Source organism: Nocardioides perillae, assembly GCF_013409425.1.
Classification (GTDB): Bacteria; Actinomycetota; Actinomycetes; order Propionibacteriales; family Nocardioidaceae; genus Nocardioides; species Nocardioides perillae.
Genome location: NZ_JACCAC010000001.1, coordinates 2,611,536 through 2,634,144 on the forward strand (window position 1 = coordinate 2,611,536; position 22,609 = coordinate 2,634,144).

Annotated in this window: 21 protein-coding genes, 4 tRNA genes and 1 pseudogene; 10 read left to right on the forward strand and 16 right to left on the reverse strand. The window is 74.7% G+C overall.

Annotated features, from left to right (window positions below):
- Window positions 1-13: 13 nt before the first annotated feature.
- The 8 genes from pgsA to BJ989_RS12200 form a co-directional block, all read right to left on the reverse strand.
- Window positions 14-670, reverse strand: a complete 657-nt coding sequence (gene pgsA / locus BJ989_RS12165) for a phosphatidylinositol phosphate synthase (protein WP_179518436.1) — start codon at window positions 668-670, stop codon at window positions 14-16.
- A 30-nt stretch (window positions 671-700) separates the two neighbouring features.
- Window positions 701-1,249: an HIT family protein gene (locus tag BJ989_RS12170; protein ID WP_343049314.1), complete on the reverse strand. Its 549-nt coding sequence runs from the start codon at window positions 1,247-1,249 to the stop codon at window positions 701-703.
- A complete protein-coding gene (locus BJ989_RS12175; RefSeq protein WP_179518437.1) occupies window positions 1,246-1,989 on the reverse strand; it encodes a TetR family transcriptional regulator in 744 nt (247 codons plus the stop codon). Before BJ989_RS12175 ends, BJ989_RS12170 begins: the two co-directional genes overlap by 4 nt.
- A gap of 20 nt (window positions 1,990-2,009) precedes the next feature.
- Window positions 2,010-3,728 carry an FAD-dependent oxidoreductase gene (locus BJ989_RS12180; protein WP_179518438.1) on the reverse strand — a complete coding sequence of 573 codons (1,719 nt, stop codon included), beginning with the start codon at window positions 3,726-3,728 and terminating at the stop codon, window positions 2,010-2,012.
- A 12-nt stretch (window positions 3,729-3,740) separates the two neighbouring features.
- On the reverse strand, window positions 3,741-4,718 hold the full coding sequence (locus tag BJ989_RS12185; protein WP_179518439.1) for an AurF N-oxygenase family protein: 978 nt from the start codon (window positions 4,716-4,718) through the stop codon (window positions 3,741-3,743).
- Window positions 4,719-4,806: 88 nt separating this feature from the next.
- Window positions 4,807-5,781 carry a glycoside hydrolase family 25 domain-containing protein gene (locus BJ989_RS12190; RefSeq protein WP_343049315.1) on the reverse strand — a complete coding sequence of 325 codons (975 nt, stop codon included), beginning with the start codon at window positions 5,779-5,781 and terminating at the stop codon, window positions 4,807-4,809.
- A gap of 11 nt (window positions 5,782-5,792) precedes the next feature.
- A complete protein-coding gene (gene thrS / locus BJ989_RS12195; RefSeq protein WP_343049316.1) occupies window positions 5,793-7,799 on the reverse strand; it encodes a threonine--tRNA ligase in 2,007 nt (668 codons plus the stop codon).
- A gap of 163 nt (window positions 7,800-7,962) precedes the next feature.
- Window positions 7,963-8,034, reverse strand: a tRNA-Val gene (locus BJ989_RS12200).
- Window positions 8,035-8,300: 266 nt separating this feature from the next.
- Between BJ989_RS12200 and BJ989_RS12205 the strand changes: the two genes are divergently transcribed.
- On the forward strand, window positions 8,301-8,723 hold the full coding sequence (locus tag BJ989_RS12205) for an SsgA family sporulation/cell division regulator (protein ID WP_246283435.1): 423 nt from the start codon (window positions 8,301-8,303) through the stop codon (window positions 8,721-8,723).
- A gap of 16 nt (window positions 8,724-8,739) precedes the next feature.
- On the opposite strand, the gene BJ989_RS12210 is transcribed toward BJ989_RS12205, so the two are convergent.
- On the reverse strand, window positions 8,740-9,564 hold the full coding sequence (locus BJ989_RS12210; RefSeq protein ID WP_179518440.1) for an aminotransferase class IV: 825 nt from the start codon (window positions 9,562-9,564) through the stop codon (window positions 8,740-8,742).
- Between the two features lie 113 nt (window positions 9,565-9,677).
- Here BJ989_RS12210 and BJ989_RS12215 point away from each other — a divergent pair.
- The 3 genes from BJ989_RS12215 (at window position 9,678) to BJ989_RS12225 (ending at window position 9,959) form a co-directional block, all read left to right on the forward strand.
- Window positions 9,678-9,750: transfer RNA gene (locus tag BJ989_RS12215), tRNA-Gly, on the forward strand.
- Window positions 9,751-9,783: 33 nt separating this feature from the next.
- A tRNA-Cys gene (locus BJ989_RS12220) sits at window positions 9,784-9,854 on the forward strand.
- 30 nt (window positions 9,855-9,884) lie between these two features.
- Window positions 9,885-9,959 (forward strand) — tRNA-Val (locus BJ989_RS12225).
- 60 nt (window positions 9,960-10,019) lie between these two features.
- Here the strand turns inward: BJ989_RS12225 and BJ989_RS12230 are convergent.
- Window positions 10,020-10,631: a DUF998 domain-containing protein gene (locus tag BJ989_RS12230; protein ID WP_179518441.1), complete on the reverse strand. Its 612-nt coding sequence runs from the start codon at window positions 10,629-10,631 to the stop codon at window positions 10,020-10,022.
- Window positions 10,632-10,768: 137 nt separating this feature from the next.
- On the opposite strand from BJ989_RS12230, the gene BJ989_RS17765 reads away from it, so the two are divergent.
- From BJ989_RS17765 to BJ989_RS12245, 3 genes are all read left to right on the forward strand, one after another.
- Window positions 10,769-11,545, forward strand: a complete 777-nt coding sequence (locus BJ989_RS17765; RefSeq protein ID WP_179518442.1) for a hypothetical protein — start codon at window positions 10,769-10,771, stop codon at window positions 11,543-11,545.
- Window positions 11,542-11,982, forward strand: a complete 441-nt coding sequence (locus BJ989_RS17770; RefSeq protein WP_179518443.1) for a DUF2382 domain-containing protein — start codon at window positions 11,542-11,544, stop codon at window positions 11,980-11,982. The genes BJ989_RS17765 and BJ989_RS17770 overlap by 4 nt, the downstream gene beginning before the upstream one ends.
- A gap of 107 nt (window positions 11,983-12,089) precedes the next feature.
- Window positions 12,090-12,896 carry a DUF2382 domain-containing protein gene (locus BJ989_RS12245; protein ID WP_179518444.1) on the forward strand — a complete coding sequence of 269 codons (807 nt, stop codon included), beginning with the start codon at window positions 12,090-12,092 and terminating at the stop codon, window positions 12,894-12,896.
- 69 nt (window positions 12,897-12,965) lie between these two features.
- Here the strand turns inward: BJ989_RS12245 and BJ989_RS12250 are convergent, their stop codons facing one another.
- A complete protein-coding gene (locus tag BJ989_RS12250) occupies window positions 12,966-13,106 on the reverse strand; it encodes a hypothetical protein (RefSeq protein WP_179518445.1) in 141 nt (46 codons plus the stop codon).
- Window positions 13,107-13,188: 82 nt separating this feature from the next.
- Window positions 13,189-13,806 carry a hypothetical protein gene (locus BJ989_RS12255; protein ID WP_179518446.1) on the reverse strand — a complete coding sequence of 206 codons (618 nt, stop codon included), beginning with the start codon at window positions 13,804-13,806 and terminating at the stop codon, window positions 13,189-13,191.
- Window positions 13,807-14,069: 263 nt separating this feature from the next.
- On the opposite strand from BJ989_RS12255, the gene BJ989_RS12260 reads away from it, so the two are divergent.
- Window positions 14,070-16,097 (forward strand): PAS domain S-box protein, encoded by a 2,028-nt coding sequence (locus tag BJ989_RS12260; RefSeq protein ID WP_179518447.1) that lies wholly within the window; start codon window positions 14,070-14,072, stop codon window positions 16,095-16,097.
- Between the two features lie 37 nt (window positions 16,098-16,134).
- Here BJ989_RS12260 and BJ989_RS12265 read toward each other — a convergent pair whose 3' ends face one another.
- From BJ989_RS12265 to BJ989_RS19025, 4 genes and pseudogenes are all read right to left on the reverse strand, one after another.
- Window positions 16,135-17,229, reverse strand: a complete 1,095-nt coding sequence (locus BJ989_RS12265) for a potassium channel family protein (RefSeq protein ID WP_343049317.1) — start codon at window positions 17,227-17,229, stop codon at window positions 16,135-16,137.
- Between the two features lie 5 nt (window positions 17,230-17,234).
- Window positions 17,235-17,591: a hypothetical protein gene (locus BJ989_RS12270; protein WP_179518448.1), complete on the reverse strand. Its 357-nt coding sequence runs from the start codon at window positions 17,589-17,591 to the stop codon at window positions 17,235-17,237.
- A gap of 2 nt (window positions 17,592-17,593) precedes the next feature.
- Window positions 17,594-18,550: a YihY/virulence factor BrkB family protein gene (locus BJ989_RS12275; RefSeq protein WP_246283437.1), complete on the reverse strand. Its 957-nt coding sequence runs from the start codon at window positions 18,548-18,550 to the stop codon at window positions 17,594-17,596.
- Between the two features lie 80 nt (window positions 18,551-18,630).
- A pseudogene (locus BJ989_RS19025) lies at window positions 18,631-20,504 on the reverse strand (cation:dicarboxylate symporter family transporter).
- Between BJ989_RS19025 and BJ989_RS12285 the strand changes: the two are divergent.
- Both BJ989_RS12285 and BJ989_RS12290 read left to right on the forward strand, forming a co-directional pair.
- Window positions 20,467-21,885, forward strand: coding sequence for a sensor histidine kinase (locus BJ989_RS12285; RefSeq protein WP_343049319.1), 1,419 nt, complete (start codon window positions 20,467-20,469; stop codon window positions 21,883-21,885). The pseudogene BJ989_RS19025 and the gene BJ989_RS12285 overlap by 38 nt on opposite strands.
- Window positions 21,882-22,583, forward strand: coding sequence for a response regulator (locus BJ989_RS12290; protein WP_179518449.1), 702 nt, complete (start codon window positions 21,882-21,884; stop codon window positions 22,581-22,583). Before BJ989_RS12285 ends, BJ989_RS12290 begins: the two co-directional genes overlap by 4 nt.
- Window positions 22,584-22,609: the final 26 nt, after the last annotated feature.

Genomic DNA, 22,609 nt, shown 5'->3' on the forward strand with positions numbered 1-22,609 from the left:
AAGCGTACGGCGTTCAGGTCGGCGTCCCCGTGCCGGATCCGGGGGCGGACCGGCCGAGGTCGCCGTGCCCCGCGAGGGCCTGCTGGCGCACGACCCAGACCCGCTGGACCACCGTCACCGTGCTGGCGACCGCGAGGGCCCACAGCGTCACCCACATCAGCACCGGTGCGTCGAAGATCGCGCCGAGGCCGGTCATCACCAGGATCGCGACCAACCGGTCGGCGCGCTCCGCGATGCCGACCTTGGCGGTGTAGCCCAGCCCCTCGGCACGGGCGCGGGCGTAGGAGGTGACCGACCCCATCACCAGGCACACCAGCGACAGCACGAGGTAGAGCGTGGAGTCGCCGGGGCCCGCGAAGTAGAGGGCGAGGCCCGCGAAGATCGCGCCGTCGCCGATGCGGTCGAGGGTGGAGTCGAGGAACGCACCGAACGGCGACGTGCGTCCGGTGAGGCGCGCCATGTGGCCGTCGACGAGGTCGCTGAAGACGAAGGCGGTGATCACCAGCACGCCGGTGAGCAGCATGCCCTGCGGGAAGAACACCAGGGCCCCCGCCGCGACGCCGGCGGTGCCCACGACGGTGACCGCGTCGGGGCTCACCCCGAGACGGATCAGCAGGTGGGCGACCGGGGAGACGACCCGGGTCCAGAAGGCGCGGAAGCGTTCGAGCACGGCGGGGAGGCTACCGCCCCGCGGCGACGCTCAGGCGTCGCCCCACGCCCCGGCGAGCAGCGCGCGGGTGTCGCCCAGCAGCTCGGGCAGCGTCTTGGTGCGGCCGATGATCGGCATGAAGTTCTGGTCGCCCGGCCAGCGGGGCACGACGTGCTGGTGCAGGTGCGCCGCGATCCCGGCCCCGGCGACCGCGCCCTGGTTCATGCCGACGTTGAAGCCGGCCGCCCGCGACGCCGCCCGCACCGTGCGCATCGCGGTGCGCGTGAGGTCGGCGATCTCGGCCGCCTCCGCGTCGGTGGTCTCGGTGTAGTCGGCGACGTGGCGGTAGGGGCAGACCATGAGGTGGCCCGGGGAGTAGGGGTAGAGGTTGAGCACCACGAAGGCCAGCTCGCCGCGGTGCACGACCAGGCCCTCGTCGTCGGGCAGGCCGGGGACGCGGCAGAAGGGGCACGCGCCCGACGAGGCGTCGTCGGGCTTGTTCTCGCCGCGGATGTAGGCCATCCGGTGCGGGGTCCACAGCCGCTCGAGGTCGTCGGCCTCCCCCACGCCCTGCTGGCGCAGCGGCCCGTCGTCGCTCACGAGGCCGCCCCGGCAGCAGCGGCGAGCAGCTCCTCGACGGGCTGGCGGGCGTGCAGCTCGATGCCCAGGCCGCGGGCGTGGCCCTGCACCGTGAACCACACCGAGTGCGTGACCAGCTCGACGAGCCGGGGCGCGTCGGGCTCGCGCACCGGGCGCGCGATCCAGCGGCGCACGGCGCTGAAGACCGCGCCGACCAGCCCGAAGACGAGGGGGTCGAGCGCCGCCTGCTCGTCCTCGGCGAGGTCGAGGCCCAGGATGTCCACCGCGGTCGTGATGAGGCCCACGACCTGCTCGGCGATGCGGGCGAGGCCCTGCTCGAGCGGTCCGGGGCCGGCGCCGGTCGCGTCGCGCTCGGCCATCCGGTGCAGCGAGGGGTGCGCCACCGCCCACCCGACGTAGGTGGCGACGACGCGCTCGATGATCTGCGGGATCGTGCCGTCGAGGGTGATCGAGGGCAGCAGCTCGGCCCACAGCTGCTCGAGCACCGCCTCCTGCACGGCGCGGTCGAGGTCGGCGCGGTCGGCGAAGTGGCGGTAGACCACCGTGCGCGAGAGCCCCGCCTCCGCGGCGATCTGCTGCACGTGGACCTCGGCGCCGGGCTCGTGCGCCTCGATGACCGCGACCGCGGCGTCGAGGATGCGCCGGCGGCGCTCCTGGTTGTGGCGGTCCCACCGGGCCTGCCGGCCGTCGGGCCGGGTGCCGGCCGGCGCCGGGGTGCCGGCGCGCGCGTCGTCGACCACGCCGCCGTCACCTCCTCGCCTCAGCGGGCGACCACCGCCGCCACGTCGTCCTCGCGACGCGAAGCGTACCTGCCGAGCCGGGCCCGGCCCCGCCGCGCCGGACGCGCCGGACGCGCGGTGGCCGCGATCGCGTGCAGCTCGGCGAGGTCGGTGACCTTGACCCGAGGGCGGCCCTGAGCGGCACCCCGCCGCCGCTCCTCGGCGTCGACGGCGCGCCACCCGGCCAGGTCGACCACCGCGGTGCCGCGCGCTCGCAGCAGCGCCGCGAGCCCGCCGCCGCCCGCAGCACCTGCCCCGGCGGCGGGCCGCTGCAGCAGCCCGGCGTCGAGGTCGTCGAGCAGCGAGGCGACGGTCTCCTGGGCGCACGACTTGTTGGTGCCGATGAAGCCGCTCGGGCCGCGCTTGGCCCAGCCCGCGACGTACTGCCCCGGGCGCACGCGGCCGCGCTCGTGCGGCACGGTGCCGGTCGCCTCGTCGAAGGGCAGCCCGGCGACCGGGCGCCCGCGGTAGCCGACCGAGCGCACGACGAGCCCGGTCTCGAGCACCTCCGTCGCGCCGGTCGGCTCAGCACGCGCCACGCCGTCGGGCCTGACGACCAGGCGGGTCCGCTCCACCTCGAGCCCGCGCACGCGGTCCTCGCCCAGGACCCGCACGGGCTGCGCGCAGAAGCGGAGCACGACGGTGGGCAGCGTCGGGTCGAGCGGCCGCGCGGCGAGCTCGCGCAGCACCCGGGCGCGCGGGTCGTCGCCGGTGGGCAGGTCGGGGGCGTCGACGACGACGTCGACGCCCCGCAGCCCGGCCAGGCCGATCAGCTCCGGGGTCGTGAAGGCCGCCTGCGCAGGTTCACGCCGCCCGAGCACGACGACCTCGCGGACGGCACTGCCGCGCAGCGCGGCCAGCGCGGGGTCGCCGACGTCGGTGAGCGCGAGGTCGTCGGGGTCGGCGGTCAGCACCCGGGCGACGTCGAGCGCGACGTTGCCGTTGCCCACGACGACCGCCCGTGCGTGGTCGAGCGGCACGTCGAGGCCCTGGTGGTCGGGGTGGCCGTTGTACCACCCCACCAGCGCCGTGGCCGCCAGCGAGCCGGGCAGGTCCTCGCCCGGCACGCCCAGCCGGCGGTCCGCGGACGCGCCTGTGCAGGTGACGACCGCGTCGTAGTGCGCAGCCAGCTCCTCCGGCGCCACGTCGCGACCCACCTCGACCCCGAGCAGGTAGTCGAACCCCGGCTGCGACTCGACCGACGCGAAGAGCCCGGCGGCGCCCTTGGTGTGCTGGTGGTCGGGGGCGACGCCGGCCCGCACCAGGCCGTAGGGCGTGGGGAGGCGGTCGAGCACGTCGACGCGCACCTCGGGGTGGCGCAGCAGGTCGTCCGCGACGTACATCCCGGCGGGGCCGGCCCCGACCACCGCGACCCGCACCGGTCGGGGCTCCCGGAGCCGGCGCTGCGGGGGCACGGGCGCCAGCGGCGCACGGTCGGCGTGCGGGAAGGCGTCGTAGTAGGCCGCATTGAGGTCGGCGAAGGGCCGCTGGGCCTCGCTCAGGGCGGTGTCGGGCACGACGGCGCCGACCGGGCAGGCCGTGGTGCAGGCCCCGCAGCCCACGCACGAGCGCGGGTCGACGTAGAGCATCTCGGCCTCGGCGAAACCCGGCTCACCAGGGGCCGGGTGGATGCAGTTGACCGGGCAGGCGACGACGCACGAGGCGTCGGCACAGCACGACTGCGTGACGACGTAGGGCACGCCCGTCGCCGTTCAGGCGGCCGACGCGGACGCCGACGCCGGCTCGCTGCGGAAGCGCGACGGTCGACCGTCGATGCCCATGAGCCGCCACACCCGGCGCGCCGTCGGCGTCATCAGCCCGCACTCCTCCGCCAGCATCCGCACGTCGCCGAAGAGGTCGCGCAGGAAGCGGCGCGACTCCGCCCGCGACCACCACACCTCGCGCGCCACCGACCGCGGGATGCCGAGGTCGCGGCGCGCCCGGCGGCTGGGGCGCAGGATCTCGTCGCAGAGCCACCGCATGATGACCGGCGTCGCGAGGGCCAGGACCGTGCGCTGCGTCCGGCTCAGCTTGGGCGCCTGGTGCTGCAGGTACTGGTGGGCGAAGCCGATGTGGCGGGCCTCCTCCGCGACGTGGATCTGCATGATCCGCCGCAGCAGCGGGTGCATGTCCTCACCCGCGCGCAGCACGGCCTTCTGCACGTGGTCGATCGGCTCCTCGCCGGCCAGCACCCCGACGAAGAAGCCGAAGGGCACCCAGCGCGCGGCGAGCGGGAGGAACGGCGCGAGGGTGCGGAAGAGGAGGCTGCCGCCCGAGACCGGCTGGCCGGAGCGGTTCACGAACTCCTGGAACATCTGGGTGTGGTGGCACTCCTCGGTCGCCTCGTGGGTGGCGTAGCGGAACTCCGGGGAGCCGTTGGGCAGGCCGAAGGAGAAGTTCATGAGGCCGCTGATGAGGATCTGCTCGAACTGCAGGCCCACCTTGGTCACGTTGGCCTGGCGGTAGAGGCCGATCTCGACCTGGCGCTCCAGCGGGAGCGAGCGGTACCACGGGTGGGCGCCGAGCACGTCGCCCTCCGGCAGCACCCAGCGCGGGTCGCGCGGGTCGACGGCGAAGTCGGGGTGGTCCCAGTCGATGTCGAGGAAGGCGTCGAAGTGCTGGTGGACCGAGGCCTCCGAGAGCGTGCGGAGGGTCTGCTCGTACGTCGTGGGGCTCGTCGTCGCGGTCATGGCGCGAGGTTAGTGCGACACCATGTCGCATATCAAGGGTTTCCGCGACACCGTGTCGCGACAACCCGTCGGAGCCCGGTCGGTGGGCTCAGAAGTCGTGGAACCACCCCGCCACGTCGTCCTCGGCGCCGGGGCAGGTCACGTTGCGGTCGCGGTCGGCCTCCAGCCACTGCCCCATCGCGCCCGGTCCACCGCCGATCGACCAGTCCTCACCGCACCGCGACAGCGCCTCGGCACGCGACGTCTCCCCCGCCGCCCGCCACTCCGGCACGCCGAGCGCGAGGTCGCCGACGACCGCCTCCCACAGCGCGGGCGTGGAGTAGACGCCGACGGCGAAGCCGTGGTCGCGGTAGCCGCGCACGATCCCCTCGACGACCGCCGCGTTGGCCCCCGGGTCGGCCGACCACTCCCAGTCGCGCACGGGCTCGACGTCGACCCACACCAGCGGCACCGGGAGCCCCGCCTCGCGCAGCTGCGCGAGGTTGAACAGGGCCTGCTGGTAGCCGACGTTGCGCAGGTCGTCGTGCTCGTCGCCCCCGAAGGGTCCCTCCTCGGCGTACGCCGCGCGCGTGCGGTCGTCGGGGAAGCTCGCGACGGCGTAGGCACCGGCCAGCAGCCCGCGCTCGCGCACCCAGGCGACCTGGTCGGCCAGGCAGGGGTTGGGGAAGAACGCGGGTCCGTTGGTCAGGCCGACGACGACGAACCGAGCGCTCGGCAACGGCATGGGCAGCCCCAGCGTCCGGCGCTCGGGGATGCCGCTCCCCCGCGGGCACTGCGGCCAGCTCACGTCGCCGCCCTCGAGCGGGCCGACGACGCGCGGTGCCACCTGTCCCGCCGCGCGCTCGGCCTCGCGGGCCAGCGCCGCCATCGCGGCCTGCTGCTCGAGGTCCTGGGGCAGCCGCGGCTCCGAGGTGGGTCCTGCGGTCGGAGCGGAGGCAGGCGGGGCGGTGGGCGTGGGCGCAGCCGTCGGCGCGGACGCACCACCGCAGCCGGCGAGCAGGCCCGCGCCGAGCAGCGCCGCGACGACGAGCCGACGCAGCGGCCGACGGCGCCGGGCTCCCACCAGCGGACCCGTCAGACCTGCTCGCGCGAGGCGATGGCCGCCCGGACCCGCTCGACGGCCTCCTCGACCGGGACGCCGTTGTCCTGGCGGCCGTCGCGGTAGCGGAAGGAGACCGCGCCCTTCTCGACGTCGTCGTCGCCGGCGATCATCATGAACGGCACCTTCTGCAGCTGCGCGTTGCGGATCTTCTTCTGCATCCGGTCCGAGGAGTCGTCGACCTCGACCCGCAGGCCCTGCGCGCGCATCCGCTTCGCGACGTCCCACAGGTAGTCCTCGTGCCGCTCCGCGATCGGGATCGCCTGCACCTGCACGGGCGCGAGCCACGGGGGGAAGGCGCCGGCGTAGTGCTCGACGAGCACGCCCACGAAGCGCTCGATGGAGCCGAACTTGGCCGAGTGGATCATCACCGGCTGCTGCCGGCTGCCGTCGGCCGCGACGTACTCCAGGCCGAAGCGGTCTGCCGAGGGCTGGTTGAAGTCGTACTGGATGGTCGACATCTGCCAGGTGCGGCCGATGGCGTCGCGCGCCTGCACCGAGATCTTCGGGCCGTAGTAGGCCGCGCCGCCGGGGTCGGGGACCAGCTCGAGCCCGGAGTCGGTGGCCACCTTCGCCAGCACCGCGGTGGCCATCTCCCAGTCCTCGTCAGAGCCGATGAACTTGTCGGGCTTGGAGTCGTCGCGCGTGGACAGCTCCAGGTAGAAGTCGTCGAGACCGAAGTCGCGGAAGAGGCCGAGGCAGAAGTCGAGCAGGTGCTGGATCTCTCCGGGTGCCTGCTCCGGGGTGACGTAGGAGTGCGAGTCGTCCTGGGCGAAGCCGCGCACGCGCGTGAGGCCGTGGACCACGCCGGACTTCTCGTGGCGGTAGACCGAGCCGAACTCGAACAGCCGCAGCGGCAGCTCGCGGTAGGAGCGCTGGCGCGAGCGGAAGATCAGGTTGTGCATGGGGCAGTTCATCGCCTTGAGGCGGTAGTCCATGCCGTCGACGTCGAGGGCCGGGAACATCCCCTCGCCGTAGTAGGGCAGGTGCCCGGAGGTGTAGAAGAGCCCCTCCTTGGCGATGTGGGGCGTGCCGACGTACTCGAAGCCTTCCTCGATGTGGCGCTGGCGGACGTAGTCCTCCATCACCCGCTTGATCACGCCGCCCTTGGGGTGGAAGACCGGCAGGCCCGAGCCGATCTCGTCGGGGAAGGAGAAGAGGTCCAGGTCGCGGCCCAGCTTGCGGTGGTCGCGGCGCTCTGCCTCCTCGAGGCGGTGCAGGTGCGCCTCGAGTGCCTCCTTCGACTCCCACGCGGTGCCGTAGATGCGCTGGAGCTGCTTGTTCTTCTCGTCGCCGCGCCAGTACGCCGCAGCGGAGCGCATGAGCTTGAAGGCCGGGATGCGCTTCGTGGTCGGCAGGTGCGGACCACGGCACAGGTCGGACCAGGCGACGTCGCCGCCCCGACGCACGTTGTCGTAGATGGTCAGCTCGCCCGCGCCGACCTCGACGGCGGCGCCCTCGGCCGCGTCGTCGGACCTGCCCGACCCCTTGAGGCCGATCAGCTCGACCTTGTAGGGCTCGTGGGCCAGCTCGGAGAGCGCGTCGGCGTCGGTGGTGACCCGGCGGGAGAAGCGCTGGCCCTCCTTGACGATCTTGCGCATGCGGGTCTCGATCTTCTCGAGGTCCTCCGGCACGAACGGGGTCTCGACGTCGAAGTCGTAGTAGAAGCCGTCGACGACCGGCGGGCCGATGCCCAGCTTGGCCTCGGGGAAGAGGTCCTGCACCGCCTGCGCCATGACGTGCGCGGTGGAGTGGCGCAGGATGTCGCGGCCGTCGGCGCTGTCGATGGCGACCGACTCGACGACGTCGCCGTCGGCGAGCTCGTGGGCGAGGTCGCGCAGCGCCGACTCGCCGTCGCGGGTGACGCGCGCGGCGATGACCTCGGGGTCGTCGGCGAAGAGCTCCCACGCCTTCGTGCCCGTCGTGACGGTCCGCTCCTCGCGCGCGTCGGCGTGGACTCGGACGACGGACAGGTCGGGCACGACCGGCTCCTCTGCAGCTCGGGTGGGCCCGCGCGGTGCGCCCGGGCCGGACCCGGCGATGGTAGCGACCGGCAGGCCCGCCGCTCTCCCCGGTTCGCGGGGGCGACGGGCCGGAGGACGCACGAGGCCGGCCCCAGGAGGGACCGGCCTCGGCAGTGCTGGGTGGGCGATACTGGGTTCGAACCAGTGACCTCTTCGGTGTGAACGAAGCGCGCTACCACTGCGCCAATCGCCCGCTGCGCGATGAACCGTAGCGCACACCCGCCGGGCTGCTCGAATCGGCCTCCTCGCACCGCCGGACGGGGTGCGCTCCCCCGTCCGGACGACCCGCCGGGACCTTGGGCCCGCGCCGACCCGGGCAGCGGGTCCTGACTTCTGCAAGGAAGGGCTGCGAAACGCCGAATCACCTGGATCTGCGCGATCGCAGGACGGAAGGTGTGGTCACACCCCAGCGGAGCCCGAGCCAGGAGCGGCACCGCCGAGCGACCCGAGGAGGTCACCATGACCGCAGCCGCCCACGGCACCGTCCACGCCGACATCGCGATGCACTCGGTCGACGCCCTCGGCACGCTCCACCGCCTCGACGCCGGTTTCGACTACGACCCGGCCGACCCGTTCGCGATCACGGTCACCTTCCGCACCGCCTACGGCGACGTCGCGTGGACCTTCGCCCGGGACCTGCTGCTCGAGGGCATCGACACCCCCGCCGGCGACGGCGACGTGCACGTGTGGCCCTCCGACGACGAGGACGGCCGCCCGGTCGTCGTCATCGAGCTCGAGTCCGACGACGGCCAGCTGCTGGCCCAGGCCCCGCGCTGGGCCGTGCGCCGCTTCGCCGCGCGCACGCTGCGCTCCGTGCCGGCCGGCACGGAGAGCGCGCTGCTCGACCTCGACGCCGTGCTGGACGCGCTGCTCGCCAGCTGAGCCGACCCGAGGCGGCTCACGGGTCGAGGTCGGCGGCCTCGCGCTCGGCCCACACCCGCGCCACCTCGGCGGTCACGGGTCCTGGTGCGGGCAGCTCGCGCCCGCCCCAGCGGTGCACGCCCTGCACGTCGCGCGTGGTGCTGACCAGGAACACCTCGGAGGCATCCTCGGCGGCCACCGCGACGGGCTCGTCGACCTCACGCGCGCCGTACCACTCGAGCACGAGCCCGCGGGTCACGCCGGCGAGGCAGCCGCTGGCCAGCGTCGGCGTGCGCAGCTCGCCGTCGACGACGTAGAAGACGTTGCTGCCCGTGCCCTCGCACAGGTGCCCGCGGGTGTTCGTGAACACCGCCTCGGTGGCCCCGTGCGCCTGCGCGCGGGCCAGCGCGACGACGTTCTCGGCGTACGACGTGGTCTTGAGGCCGGCGGTGGCCCCCCGCTCGTTGCGGGGCCAGGGCACGGTCACCACCGCGGTCGTGGGCTCCCACGGGGCCATCGGGCCGGCGGCCACGACGAGCGTCGGGGCACCGTCGCCGCGTCCTGAGCCCATCGGCGCGGGGCCGCCGGTCAGCGTGATGCGCAGCCGGCCGAGCGGCAGGTCCTGGCCCTCGAGCACCGCCGCGACGCCGGCGCGCACGAGGTCGGGGTCCGGCCCGGCCAGCCCGAGGCCGGCGGCCGAGCGTGCCAGCCGGTCGAGGTGCCGGGTCAGCGCGAAGGGCTGCCCCTGCACGACCTTGACGGCCTCGAAGACGCCGTCACCGACCGTCAGGCCGTGGTCGTCGACCCGGACGGCCGCGGCCGTGGGGTCCTCCAGCAGGGCTCCGTCGATCCACGCGCGCATGGCCGCACCCTAGGGCGACACGCTCCCGCCCCCCTGATTTTGCACCCCCGGAGGCGTGGGCTACTGTTCTGCACGCCAGCACGGCCCGGGGTCACCCGGACCGCGGTGCGCAAGCGGACGTAGCTCAGTTGGTAGAGCGCAACCTTGCCAAGGTTGAGGTCGCGAGTTCGAGCCTCGTCGTCCGCTCGGAGAGGTCTCTCCCACAAGTTGGGCCTCCACGGTGGGTTGGCCGAGAGGCGAGGCAACGGACTGCAAATCCGTGTACACGGGTTCAAATCCCGTACCCACCTCTCACGCCACTCCACCACAACTCCAGACCCGGGCGATTGGCGCAGTGGTAGCGCGCTTCCTTGACACGGAAGAGGTCACTGGTTCAAACCCAGTATCGCCCACCAGCACCGTCGGCAGACCCCGCTCCCTCGTGGACCGGGGTCTTCCGCATTCCCGGTCCCCCTTCAGGCGATCGTCCGGTACGGGCCGCCGCGCACCAGCACTGCCCCGGCGGCGGCGAGGGCGACGAGCACGGGCCAGAGCGCGACCCGCTCCGCCAGCCCCGTGCCGGCGGCGCCGTCGAGCAGCACGAAGCCGAGCCCGGCAGCACCGGCGCCCACCGCGGTGGTGGCCAGCAGACCAGCGAGCCGGGGGTGCGCGCGCCGCACGCGTGCCGCGAGCAGCCCCAGCGCGAGCGGCTGTGCGACGAAGAGCGGAGTCGCCGCCAGCGCGTGGCGCGCGGGCGCGACGTCGACGGGCACGAGACCGGTCAGGGCGGTGCTGAGCCCGGCGGCAACCAGGAGCGCGGTCACGAGGCGCCCCAGCTGCGGGGCCAGCAGCACGGTGCCGACGGCCAGCAGCGCCCCGACCACCACGAAGGTCGCGTTCAGCACCTCGTGGCCCGGCGAGCAGACCGACGCCGTGCACCCGACCGCCCCGAGCCGGCTCACCGCGTCGTCGCAGAGGTCGTGGCCACGCGCGACCGAGGCGACCAGCAGCTCGACGACGACGTACGCCGGGCGCACCGCCCACAGGCCGGCACCGGCGACCAGCCGCCCCCTCCCCCAGCACTCCACCCCTCGAGCATGACCGAGCCGCGGCGGCGCCGGGGTGGGCACGGCCCCCAGGGGTGGAAGCGGCCCCGGGGGTGCGGGGCTGGCGGGGCTGGCGGGTACCCCGCGGGATCCGCGACACCGATCCCGCAGGAGGAACCATGGACCAGCGCGACCCGGCCCTCGGCCGGCACGCCTCGGGCAGCACCGAGGTCGACCCCGACACCCGTGCCGCCGGCACGTCCGGCGCCACCGTGCCCGCGCCGCGGCGGCACGGCGCACCGCTGCACCACGACGTCGAGGCCCGCCAGGACGACGCCGTCGTCGTGCGCGCGGGGGCCGACGCCGACCGCCACCGCGGGCTCGACCTGCCGGCCGTGCTCGGCGCAGTGCTCGCCGCCTTCGGCGCCCTCGTGATCCTGGCCGCGCTCGCCGGCGCGCTGCTCGGCGCGGCCGACTCCTCCGTCGCGGGGATCGTCGGCGGCGTCCTCGCCGTCGCGCTCGCCTGCCTGGTGGGCGGCTGGGTCGCCGGCCGCGCCGCCCGCCACCGCGGCGGCGTGCACGGGCTGCTGACCGCGCTCGGCCTGCTCCTGCTGCTCGTCGCCCTCGCCGCGCTGGCCGCCGCCCTCGGCGACCGCTTCGACGTCGTCGAGCGCCTCGGCCTCGGCTCCTGGTCGACCGACGACGTCGGCGACGACCTCCGCACCGCCGCGATCGTGGGCGGCATCGCCGCGCTGCTGCTCGCGCCGCTGGCCGCTTGGCTGGGCGGGAAGCTGGGCGAGCGCTCCGCGCAGCGCGCCACCGTCGACACCGACGTGCGCGTCGTGACCACCCGCCGCGGCGTCCGCCACCACGACGGCGGCATCGGCACCGGCACCGGCACCACGACCGCCACGACTGCCCCGACCGCCACGACGACCCGCGAGGAGAACCGGTGAACGACCGCACCCCCGACCCCACGTCGTACGCCTCGGACGCCGACGCGACCGCACCGGTCGAGACCGTCCGCCACGAGGAGCGCGCCGCGGTCACGACCGAGGCGCACGAGTCCGGACGGGTGCGCGTGCGCAAGTCGGTGAGCACCTACCCGGTCGAGCACACCGTGCCGCGGGAGGTGGAGGAGGTCGAGGGCACCGAGCGCGTCGCCGCGGCCGAGGACGACTCCGGCGAGGTCGAGACGCTGCCCGACGGCTCGGTGTCCATCCCCGTCTTCGAGGAGGTCCTGGTCGTCACCAAGCGCCTGGTCGTGAAGGAGCGCGTCGTCGTCCGCAAGAGCACGGTCGTCGACGAGCACCAGCTGCGCACCGACCTGCGGCGCGAGCACATCGAGGTCGAGGCCGAGGGCGACGTGGAGGTCCGCGACGGCCTGGGCTGACCTGTCGCCCTGAAGGGTGGTTCTGCTCCCGAGCAGGAGGGGCTGGACCGTCCGGGGGCTACCTAGGGCCGTCCGAGAAGCACAGCACACGAGTGGAGGAATTCCCTGTGATCACCGAGACCCAGGCACGCGACATCGTCGGCACCACGGCCTACGCCAGCGACGGCGACAAGATCGGCAAGGTCGGGCAGCTCTACCTCGACGACGCCACCGGCCAGCCGGACTTCGTCACGGTCAACACCGGCCTCTTCGGCACCAGCGAGTCCTTCGTCCCGGTGCGCGAGGCCACCTTCGAGGGCGACCGCCTCGTCCTGCCCTACAGCAAGGACAAGGTCAAGGACGCCCCGAACGTGCCCGCCGACGGTGGTCACCTCGACGAGCAGTTCGAGGACCAGCTCTACGCCTACTACGGCATCGGCGACCTGGGCACCACCGGGACCGGCACCGGCTACGACACCGCTGGCTACGACACGGGCAACGCCCACGGCACGGTGGGCCACGACACCTCGGGCCCGACCACCGACGACGCGATGACCCGCTCGGAGGAGCACCTCGAGGTCGGCACGACCTCGCGCGAGGCCGGCCGCGCGCGGTTGCGCAAGTACGTCACCACCGAGACCGAGACCCGCACAGTGCCGGTCGAGCACGAGCGCGCGGTCGTGGAGCGCGAGCCGGTCGACGCCACCAACGTCGACCAGGCCCTCGACGGCCCCACCATCTCGGAGGAGGAGCACGAGGTCGTGCTGCGCGAGGAGCGCCCGGTCGTCGAGAAGACGGCCGAGGCGGTCGAGCGCGTGCGGCTCGGCAAGGAGACCGTGCGCGACGAGGAGACCGTGACCGACGAGGTGCGCAAGGAGCACATCGAGGTCGAGGGCGACGTCGAGGGCGGCACCGCCGGCACGGGTCGCATCTGACGCGTCACCCCGCGCCTCGAGGCCGTCCGCACCGACCGGTGCGGGCGGCCTCGTCGCGTCCGGCCCGGCTCAGTCCTCGACCAGCGCCAGGTCGGCGCCGGCGCGGTGCACGGCGTAGTCGCACCCGGGGTCGAGGACCACGACGTCGGTGCGCCACGTCTCCTCGACGCGTCGCACCGTCACCACGCAGGTGCACCTCACCAGGGCCATGCCGGGACCGTACGTCGGGCTCGGCGCGCGCGCCGGCTCTCACCGCAGTCGTGACCCGGTGGTCGAGACCACCGGCGGCACGTCAGCACCCGGCGACCGCGCCGGGCGACGGCACGTGGCGCTCGCTGAACAGCTCGGCGAGAGCGTGGTCGACCGGGGTCGACGCGCCCGTGCGCACCACCGACCACGCCAGGACGACGTGGCGCGGGCCGCCGGCGGGTCCGTGGGCCACGTGGGTGGTCAGGGCGGTCTCCGTGGTCAGCTGCGGCTGCTCGTCGGCGCCGGCCCAGGCGAGCACCGCGGCGGCGGGCTCGTCCTCCGCGGGTGTCGTGACGGCCTCGACGTCGACAGCGCCGGCGAAGCGCAGCTGCAGGCCGCTCTCGGCGGCGACGCGCTCGGTGGCGGCCTCGACGACCGCGTCCCAGCCGGCGGGCGTGCCGTCGGTGTCGACGAAGAGCTCCACGGGGCGGCACGCGCCCCAGCGCGCCGGACCGGCCGCGGACGCCGACGCGCCTCCGGGGCCGGCGGCGAGCACCTCGACGTCGCCGGCGGCCGACGCCAGCGTGTCGAAGGGCCCTACCCCACCGGCGACGACGGTGGCGAGGACGGCACCGCCGAGCACCTGGCCCACCACGAGCGACCGGACGACCCGCTGCGCGCTGCTGCGTGCGGTGCTGCGTGCGGTGGTGCGCTGGTCCATCGGGGGCCTCCTCGAACATCCGTGTTCAGCGGGAGGCACCCCTGGTCGGCAACCCGACGGCCGGCTTGCGGATTTCTTGCGGATCGGTGGTCCCTGCTGCGGTCCTGGTCTTGTCCGGACCTAGGTCCCCGATCGGCCGCATCCGGACATGGCCCCACGCGGCCAGGGCGTCGTGGTGGCCGCCGCGCGCCGGCGGCCGTTGGGTGACGAGACGGGGCGACACCGGAGGTCGCGTGCGCCCCGACCCACCCGGAAGGCAGCTCGTGGACGCTCCGCACCGCACCGGACACGCCGGCGGCACGCACCCCCGCCTCGGTGTCGACGACGCCCTGCTCGCGCACGCGGTCGAGACCGCGCCCGGCGCCTTCGTCTCGATCGACGGCGCGGGGTGCATCACCGGGTGGAACGCCGCGAGCGAGGCCCTCTTCGGCTGGACGGCCACGGAGGTCCTCGGCCGCGCCCTGGCGCAGACCATCGTGCCACCGGAGCACCGCGACGACCACCTCGCCGGCGTGGCGCGGGTGGCGCAGACCGGGCGCTCCGAGCTGCGGGGCCGTGAGCTGGCGCTGCCCGGCATGACCAGCTCCGGCGAGCGCATCCCGCTGACCGTCACCATCTGGCCCTCCGACGGCCCCGACGGCCTGCGGTTCCACGCCCACCTGCGCGATGCCCGTCCCGACGCCGCCTCGCGGCGGGCCGTCGAGCACGAGCAGTCCCGCTTCGAGCGGCTCGCGCGCGTCGTGCCGGGCGTGGTCTACACCTTCGTCCTCGACGAGGACGGCGAGGCCCGCTACGACTACGTGTCCCCCGCCTGCGCCGAGGTCTACGGCTTCACGGCCGAAGAGGCCCTCGCCGACGCCTCGCTGATGCCGGGAGCCGTCCACCCCGACGACCGCGCTTCCTTCCGCCGCGCCACGTGGATCTCCGGGGCGGCCCTGGAGGAGCTGCGGTGGAGCGGGCGCGTCGTGCACCGCGACGGCACCGTGCGGCACGTGGCCATCACCTCGCGGCCCACGCTGCAGCCCGGCGGCGCCACCGAGTGGTGCGGAGTCGTCGAGGACCGCACCGAGCAGGCCGACGCGGCGCGCACGATCGCGCAGCAGGGTGACCGCCTCGAGCGCGAGCAGGCGATCCTCGACGCCGCCCTGGCCTCGCTCTCGCAGGCGGTCGTCGCCTGCGACGCCGAGGGCCGGGTGACCTACCTCAACGACGCCGCCCACCGGCTCTACGGCAGCACCGGGACGGGACCGCACCGCGGCGCGGCGCACGACCTGGTCGACCCCACCACCGGTGCGCCCGTGCCCGACGACCGCACCCCGCTGCGGCGCACGCTCGCCGGCGAGTCCGTCGACGGGGTGCGCGTCGACCTCGCGCCCGCCGGTCTCCCCCGCCGGCGCCTCGTCGTCGACGGCCGCCGGCTGACCTCCGAGGCGGGCGAGGTGCTCGGCGCCGTGGTGTCGGCCCGCGACGTCGGTGCGCTGCTCGGCGGCCCGCACGACGCCGGCCTCGGCGTGGGCCCCGACCTCGACCCGGAGGCGGACCTGCACGTGGACGCGCAGGTCACCGCGGAGGCGTCGGCCGCCCCGGAAGGATCGGGGAGCGGCCCGGCAGACCGCCTCACCGCCGAGCTCCGGCAGTCGTTGGGCTGGCGGGTCGACCAGCAGCTCGACGCGGTGCGGTGGGGCCTCGAGGTCGCCCGGAGCCACCGTGGCCCGGCAGACACAGGCGACCCCGGCGAGCACGAGGCGCTGCTGCGGGCCCTGGCCGTCGTGGGACGCGCCGTCGAGCGCCTCGACGGGCTGCACCGCGACGTGTGGTCGCTGGTGGCGCTCGAGACCGGTCGTCTGGTCGCCCAGCCCAGCGCCACCCCGGTGGCCCCCGCGCTGCGGGCGGCGGCCGCGCTGGCGCAGGACCCCGGCTCGGTGCGCGTCGAGTGCCCCGAGGACCTGCGCGCCTGGGTGCAGCCGGAACACCTGCACCAGGTGCTGGCCAACCTGGTCTCCAACGCCGACGAGCACGCGGGCGGACCGACCGTGCTCCGCGCCTCGCTGGCCGGCGACCACGTGCTCGTCGACGTCGAGGACGCCGGCGACGGCGTGCCCGACGCCCGCCGCGGCCAGCTCTTCCGCAAGCTCACCCGTGCCGGCGACCCCGCCACGGCCGCGCGGGGCACCGCCCTGGGGCTGCACGTGGTGCGGCAGCTGACCGAGGCCAACCAGGGCGCGGTCGCCTACCAGGCGCTGCCGGGCGGCTCCCGCTTCGTGGTCTCGCTACCCGCCGCGCGGGGCTGACCGCGGTCGGGACCGACCCGACCGCCCACCGACGGGCTCAGTCGTCGTCCGCCGCGTCCTCGCCGTGCGTGCCGGGGCGCGGCGCCCAGGGCAGCTCGCGGGCGGGACGCACCACCACGAGCCGGTCGCCCCGGGCCAGCAGCGTGACGACCGGGTCGAAGTAGCGGTAGACCTTCTCGTCGCGCACCACCGCGATGACCTGGTCGGGCAGCGACTGCGGCGGCTTGCCGACCTCGCTCACCAGCAGGTCGCGCTCGGCGACCTCGAGCCCCTCGCCGTAGGTCAGGAGGTCCTCCATCACCGAGCCCAGCGTCGGCGAGAGGGTGGAGAGGCCCAGCAGCCGGCCCACCGCGTCGGAGGAGGTGATGACCGAGTCGGCGCCGGACTGCTTGACCAGCGGGACGTTCTCCTGCTCGCGGACCGCCGAGACGATGTAGGCGTCGGGGTTCAGCTGGCGCACGGTGAGCGTGGCGAGGACGTTGGAGTCGTCGCGGTCGGTGGTGATGATGACCTGGCTCGCCCCGCCGACGCCGGCGCGCCGCAGCACCTCCCGGCGGGTGGCGTCACCGGTCACCACGGCCAGGCCGTCGGCGTGGGCGTCCTCCAGCGCTGCGGTCGAGGGGTCGACCACGACGATCGAGCCCTTGTCGAGGCCGTTGTTGACCAGCGTGTCGACCGCGCGGCGCCCCTTGGTGCCGTAGCCGACGACGACGATGTGGTCTCCCATGTGCTTCTTCCTCCAGCGGGCGACCCGCAGCATGTCGCGGCCCTGGGAGGCGAGCACCTCCAGGGTGGTGCCGATGAGCAGCACCAGGAAGGCGATGCGCAGCGGCGTGATGACGAACGCGTTCACCACGCGCGCCTGCTGGGTGAACGGCGTGATGTCGCCGTAGCCCGTGGTGCTCAAGGTGACCGTCACGTAGTAGAGGCAGTCGACGAAGGACAACGTGTTGGTCGGGTCGGTGCCGTCGCGGTAGCCCTCGCGGTCGAACCACACGATCGCCACCGACGCCGCCAGCACGCCGAGCGCCATCAGCAGGCGGCGGGTCAGCTCCCACCACGGGGAGCGGACCTCTGCGGGCAGGTTGATCCGCCCGGTGCCGGCACCCTCGCCGGTCTCGACCTGCGCCACCCCGGTCAGCCCTGCTCGACGTCGCCGTAGATGAGCACCCGGGCCCGGTCGTCGGCCACCCCCGGGTCGTCGGCCGTGCTGACCGAGACGAAGCGGAAGGTGTCGCCCTCGCGCGGTGCGTCCTGGCCCGGGGTGCGACGCCAGGTGCCGCAGAGCACGCCCTCGTCGTCGGCGCCCTCGGCCTGCGCCGCGGCGTCGCCGGACAGGCAGAGGGCCCGCGTGCCGGGGTCGTACGACGTCACGGTCGCGGTGGCGCGGTCCGGACCGTCGGGCCCGGCGACCACGCCGAGGACGTAGCCCCCGAGCAGGCACATCGCGGCACCGGCGACCAGGACGGGCGTGGGGAGACTCGTGGTGGCCACGCTCACGAGTCTCCCATGCGCATCCGGGTGCGCAGCCGCTGCACCATCTCGAGCCGGGCGCGCGTCGTCGCCTTCTGCGGGAAGACCTCGTCGAAGGCTGCGTTGACGGCCGCGCCGATGAGCACGGCGATCGCCACGACGTAGAGCCACAGCAGCACGGCGATGGGGGCCGCCAGCGGACCGTAGATCGAGCGCGAGTCCGCCGCGGTCACCGTGAGCACCCAGCGCAGGGCGTAGGACCCCAGGATCCAGCTGACGAGGGAGAAGACGGCCCCGGGGAGGTTGAACGACCAGTTCGTCCGCACCGGCACCGAGACGTGGTAGAGCGTGGCGAGGAAGCACACGCACAGCAGCACGACGACCGGCCAGTAGAGGCGCTCGACGAAGGCGAGGCGGTCGGGCACGAGCTCGCCCACCAGCCCGGGGCCGGCCACCACGAGCGGCAGCGTCACGATCCCGGTGAGCAGCCCGAGCACGTAGAGCAGGAACGACAGCGCACGCGTGCGCACGATCCCGCGGTGCCCGCCGAGGCCGTGCATGATCGTGATGGTGTCGACGAAGACGTTGAGCGCACGCGAGCCCGACCACAGCGCCAGCACGAAGCCGATCGAGATCACGTCGTAGCGCCCGCCCTCGAGCACGTCGTCGATCGTCGGCACCACGATCGAGTCGACCGCGCGGTCGGTGAGCGCGCGTTGGCTCACCTCCACCACCGCGGCCCGCACGTCGCTGACCTGCGCGGTCGTGAACTGGTCGGTGACGTAGCCGATGGCGCCGGCGAGCGCGAAGACCAGCGGCGGGATCGAGAGGATCGCGAAGAACGCCGCCTCCGCCGCCAGCCCGGTGACGCGGTAGCGCATGCACGACCCGACGGTCGTCACCAGCAGCCGCCAGGCACGGTGCCTCACCCGCCGGGCGAGGACCGCCCACGCCGGCGGGGCGGAGGCGGCCGAGGACATGGGCCCACGCTAGTCCTCACCGACGCCGCAGCCCGGCAGCCCCGTCGCGGGGCTGCCGGGCCGTCGTCGGCAGGGTCCGCTCAGACCCGGGGCGTGCCGGTCAGCTGCTCGGTCGCGGCGGCGCCGGAGGTCTGGGTCGGCACCACGGGGCCGGCCACGTCCTCGGGGGCGTCGCCGTGGCCGTCGTCGAGCATCGTGGTCTCGTCGAAGGGGGCGTCGCCCGCGAGCACCTGGTCGAGGCGCGCCCGGTCGAGCCCACCGGTCAACGCGCCGATCAGCACGGTGGCGACGGCGTTGCCGGCGAAGTTGGTCACCGCGCGCGCCTCGGACATGAAGCGGTCGATGCCGACGATGAGGCCCACGCCGTCGAGCAGCTCGGGTCGGTGCGAGCTGAGCCCGCCGGCCAGCGTCGCCAGTCCGGCGCCGGTGACGCCGGCGGCGCCCTTCGAGGCGATGACCATGAAGAGCAGCAGCGAGACCTGCTCGCCGATGCTGAGCGGGTCGCCGAGGGCCTGCGCGATGAAGAGGGAGGCCATCGTCAGGTAGATCGCGGTGCCGTCGAGGTTGAAGGAGTAGCCGGTCGGCACGACGACGCCCACGGTCGGCTTGTCCACGCCCGCGTGCTCCATCTTGGCGATGAGGCGCGGCAGCGCCGACTCCGAGGAGGAGGTCGAGACGATGAGGAGGAACTCCCGCCCGAGGTACTTCAGCAGGCTGAAGAGGTTGACCCCGGTGGCCAGCTTGAGGACGAGGCCGAGGATGCCGAAGACGAAGAGGGCGCAGGTGACGTAGAAGCCGAGCATCAGCACCGCGAGCGACTTCAGCGCCTCGACGCCGGTCTCGCCGACCACGCCGGCGATCGCGCCGAAGGCACCGATCGGGGCCACCCACATGATCATCGCGAGCACCCGGAAGACCAACCGCTGAGGTGCGTGACACCGCGCAGCACGGGCTCGCCGGCCCGGCCCATGGCCTGCACCGCGAAGCCGACGAGCAGCGCGACCAGCAGCGTCTGCAGCACCTCGCCCGAGGTGAGCGCCGAGAACAGCGAGGTCGGGATGATCCCCAGGAGGAAGTCGGTGGTGGAGCCGTGGCCGGAGGCCGCCTGCTCGGCGCCGACGGCGGCGGTCTCCTCGGTCAGGCTGAGGCCCGAGCCGGGGGTCAGCAGGTTGCCGACGACCAGGCCGATCGCCAGGGCGAAGGTCGACATCGTGAGGAAGTAGCCGAGCGCGAGGCCGCCGACCTTGCCCACGCGGGCGGCGCTGCGCACCGAGCCGACACCGAGCACCAGCGTGCAGAAGATGACCGGCTGGATCATCATCTTGATCAGCGCCACGAAGGCGGTGCCGAGCGGCTTGAGCTCGACCGCGACGTCGGGGGCGACGAGGCCGACGAGGACGCCGAGCGCCACCGCCGCGATCACCGCGAGGTAGAGGTAGTGGGTCCGGTTGCGCGGCGCCGTCCGGGCGGTGGGGGTGTCGGTGCCGTCCGCCGGATCGGGCGTGCGGCCGGGGCCGGGCGCCTGGGTGCTGCTGCTCATGCGGGTCCTCCTGGGGGTGGGCCGGTCTCGCCGGCGGTGCCGCCCACCGTCGCGCAGCCTGTGACGGCGGTCACCGTTGTGGTCGTTGTGTTCGCACCCGCGACCGGTGCTCCGCGGTCTGGCAGCATGGGGCGGTGCCGACCCGCCGCTCCGAGCCGTCGGTCGCCCGGCAGGTGCTGCTGCTCTAGGTCGTCCTCGTGCTCGCGCTCGTCCTGGTCTCGGTCGTCCTGGTCGCCCTCGACGCGCGTCGCGACGCGCGCGAGACCGCGGGCGAGCGGGCGCTGGCGATCGCCCGCACCGTCGCCGACTCCCCACGGTCGCCTCCGGCGTCACCGCCGCCGCACCCTCGGCCGTCCTCCAGCCGTACGCCGAGGCGGTGCGCGCCGACACCGGCGTCGACTTCGTGGTCGTCATGGACACCGACCGCACCCGCTACACCCATCCCGACCCCGCGCGCATCGGCGAGTCCTTCATCGGCGACACGGGCGCGGCGCCGCGCGGCGGCACCCTGGTGCAGGAGTACACCGGCACGCTGGGGCCCTCGATGCGTGCGGTCGTGCCGGTGTGGTCGGCCGCCGGCGGGCGCTCCCCCGACGACGTCGAGGCCCTGGTCTCCGTCGGCATCACCGTGGACCGCATCGACGCGTCGCTGCGCCGTGACCTGCTGCTCGTGGGGCTGGTGGCCGCCCTCGTGCTCGCGCTCGGCGTCGCCGGGGCCGCGCTGGTCAGTCGGCGCCTGCGCCGGGCCACCCACGGCCTGGGTGAGCGAGAGATCACCCGGATGTTCGAGTACTACTCCGCCGTCCTCCACGCCGTGCGCGAGGGCCTGCTGCTGCTCGACGACCGCGGGCGCGTGCAGCTGGTCAACGACGAGGCGCGGCGGCTGCTCGACCTGCCCGACGACGCGGGGGGCCGCTCGGTGGACGAGCTCGGGTTGCCACCGGGGCTCGTGGCCGCCGCCCGCGGGCGGCGCGCCGAGCTCGACGACGTCTACGTCGCGGGCGAGCACGTCGTGGTCGTCAGCTCCTCGCCCGCGACCTGGGCCGGGCGCGACGTCGGCGCGGTGGTGACGCTGCGCGACCACACCGAGCTGCAGGCGGTCACCGGTGAGCTCGACGTGGTGCGCGGCCTGACCGACTCCCTGCGCGCTCAGGCCCACGAGGCGGCGAACCGGCTGCACACCGTCGTCTCCCTGGTCGAGACCGGCCGCACCGAGGAGGCGCTCGACTTCGCGACCGAGGAGCTGCAGCTCGCCCAGCTGCTCACCGACCGCGTCGTCGGGGCCGTCGGCGACCCCGTCGTGGCCGCCCTGCTGCTCGGCAAGTCGGCCGAAGCCGCCGAGCGGGGCACCGACCTCGTGCTCGACGGCGACCTGCCGCCGGGCCTCGTCGACGCGGGCGGCGACGGCCGTGTGGGCGGCGAGCGCAGCGCCTTGACCTCGCGCGAGCTGGTGACCGTGCTCGGCAACCTCGTCGACAACGCCCTCGACGCCGTCGCGGGTCGCGACGTGCGGCGGGTGTCGGTCTCCCTCGGCCCCGGGCCGGACGGCGCCGGGCTGTCCGTGGTGGTCGGCGACTCCGGTCCCGGGCTGCCGCCCGACGCGGGTGCCCGCGTGCTCGAGCGGGGCTGGACCACCAAGGCAGGCGGCCCCGCGCGCGACGGGGCGCACGGCATCGGCCTGGCCCTGGTCGGCCAGGTCGCGCGTCGCCACGGCGGCACCGTGAGCGTCGGGCGCTCCCCGCTCGGCGGCGCAGAGCTGCGGGTCGACCTGCCCGGCACAGGAGCGGCGCGGTGAGCGTGCGGGTGCTGGTCATCGAGGACGAGGCGGCCGCGGCGGAGGCCCACGCGGCGTACGTCGCGCGCGTCCCCGGCTTCGAGGTCGCCGCCGTGGCGCGCGCCGCGGCCGAGGCGGCCCGGGCGCTCGCGGCCGACCCCGCCGTCGACCTGGTGCTCCTCGACATGCACCTGCCCGACGGCCACGGGCTCGGCCTGCTGCAGCGCATGCGCGCGGCCGGTCACCTCTGCGACGTCATCGCCGTCACCTCGGCGCGCGACGCCGACGTGGTGCGGCACGCGGTCGCGCAGGGCGTCGTGCTCTACCTGCTCAAGCCGTTCACCTTCGCGGGCTTCCGCAGCAAGCTCGAGCAGTACTCCGCCTACCGCGCGCGGCTCGTGGCGACCGCCGCGGCAGAGGGCGGCGTCGCCCAGGACGACGTCGACCAGCTCCTGGGCAGCCTGCGGGTCCCCGCGGGCTCGACCGCGGTGCCGAAGGGCATGAGCGCCGAGACGCTGCAGCAGGTGACCGAGGCCGTGCGCGCGGCGGCGCCGGGGCGTGGTGGCCGGTCGGCCAGCGAGGTCGCCGAGGTCGTCGGCGCCTCCCGCGTCACGGTCCGGCGCTACCTCGAGCACCTCGCCGACACGGGGCTCCTCGAGCGCGCCCCGCGCTACGGCGGGACGGGGCGCCCCGAGGTGGAGTACCGCTGGCGCGGGTGAGCGCAGTCCCCCGCGGTCCGGCGCGA

Bases quoted from the DNA above. Each gene is read 5' to 3' on its own strand.
- BJ989_RS17765 (WP_179518442.1), top strand. From the start codon at position 10,769: ATGGACCAGCGCGACCCGGCCCTCGGCCGGCACGCCTCGGGCAGCACC.
- BJ989_RS12250 (WP_179518445.1), bottom strand. From the start codon at position 13,106: ATGGCCCTGGTGAGGTGCACCTGCGTGGTGACGGTGCGACGCGTCGAG.
- BJ989_RS12275 (WP_246283437.1), bottom strand. From the start codon at position 18,550: ATGTCCTCGGCCGCCTCCGCCCCGCCGGCGTGGGCGGTCCTCGCCCGG.
- BJ989_RS12255 (WP_179518446.1), bottom strand. From the start codon at position 13,806: ATGGACCAGCGCACCACCGCACGCAGCACCGCACGCAGCAGCGCGCAG.
- BJ989_RS12210 (WP_179518440.1), bottom strand. From the start codon at position 9,564: ATGCGCGCGTGGATCGACGGAGCCCTGCTGGAGGACCCCACGGCCGCG.
- BJ989_RS12205 (WP_246283435.1), top strand. From the start codon at position 8,301: ATGACCGCAGCCGCCCACGGCACCGTCCACGCCGACATCGCGATGCAC.
- BJ989_RS12185 (WP_179518439.1), bottom strand. From the start codon at position 4,718: ATGACCGCGACGACGAGCCCCACGACGTACGAGCAGACCCTCCGCACG.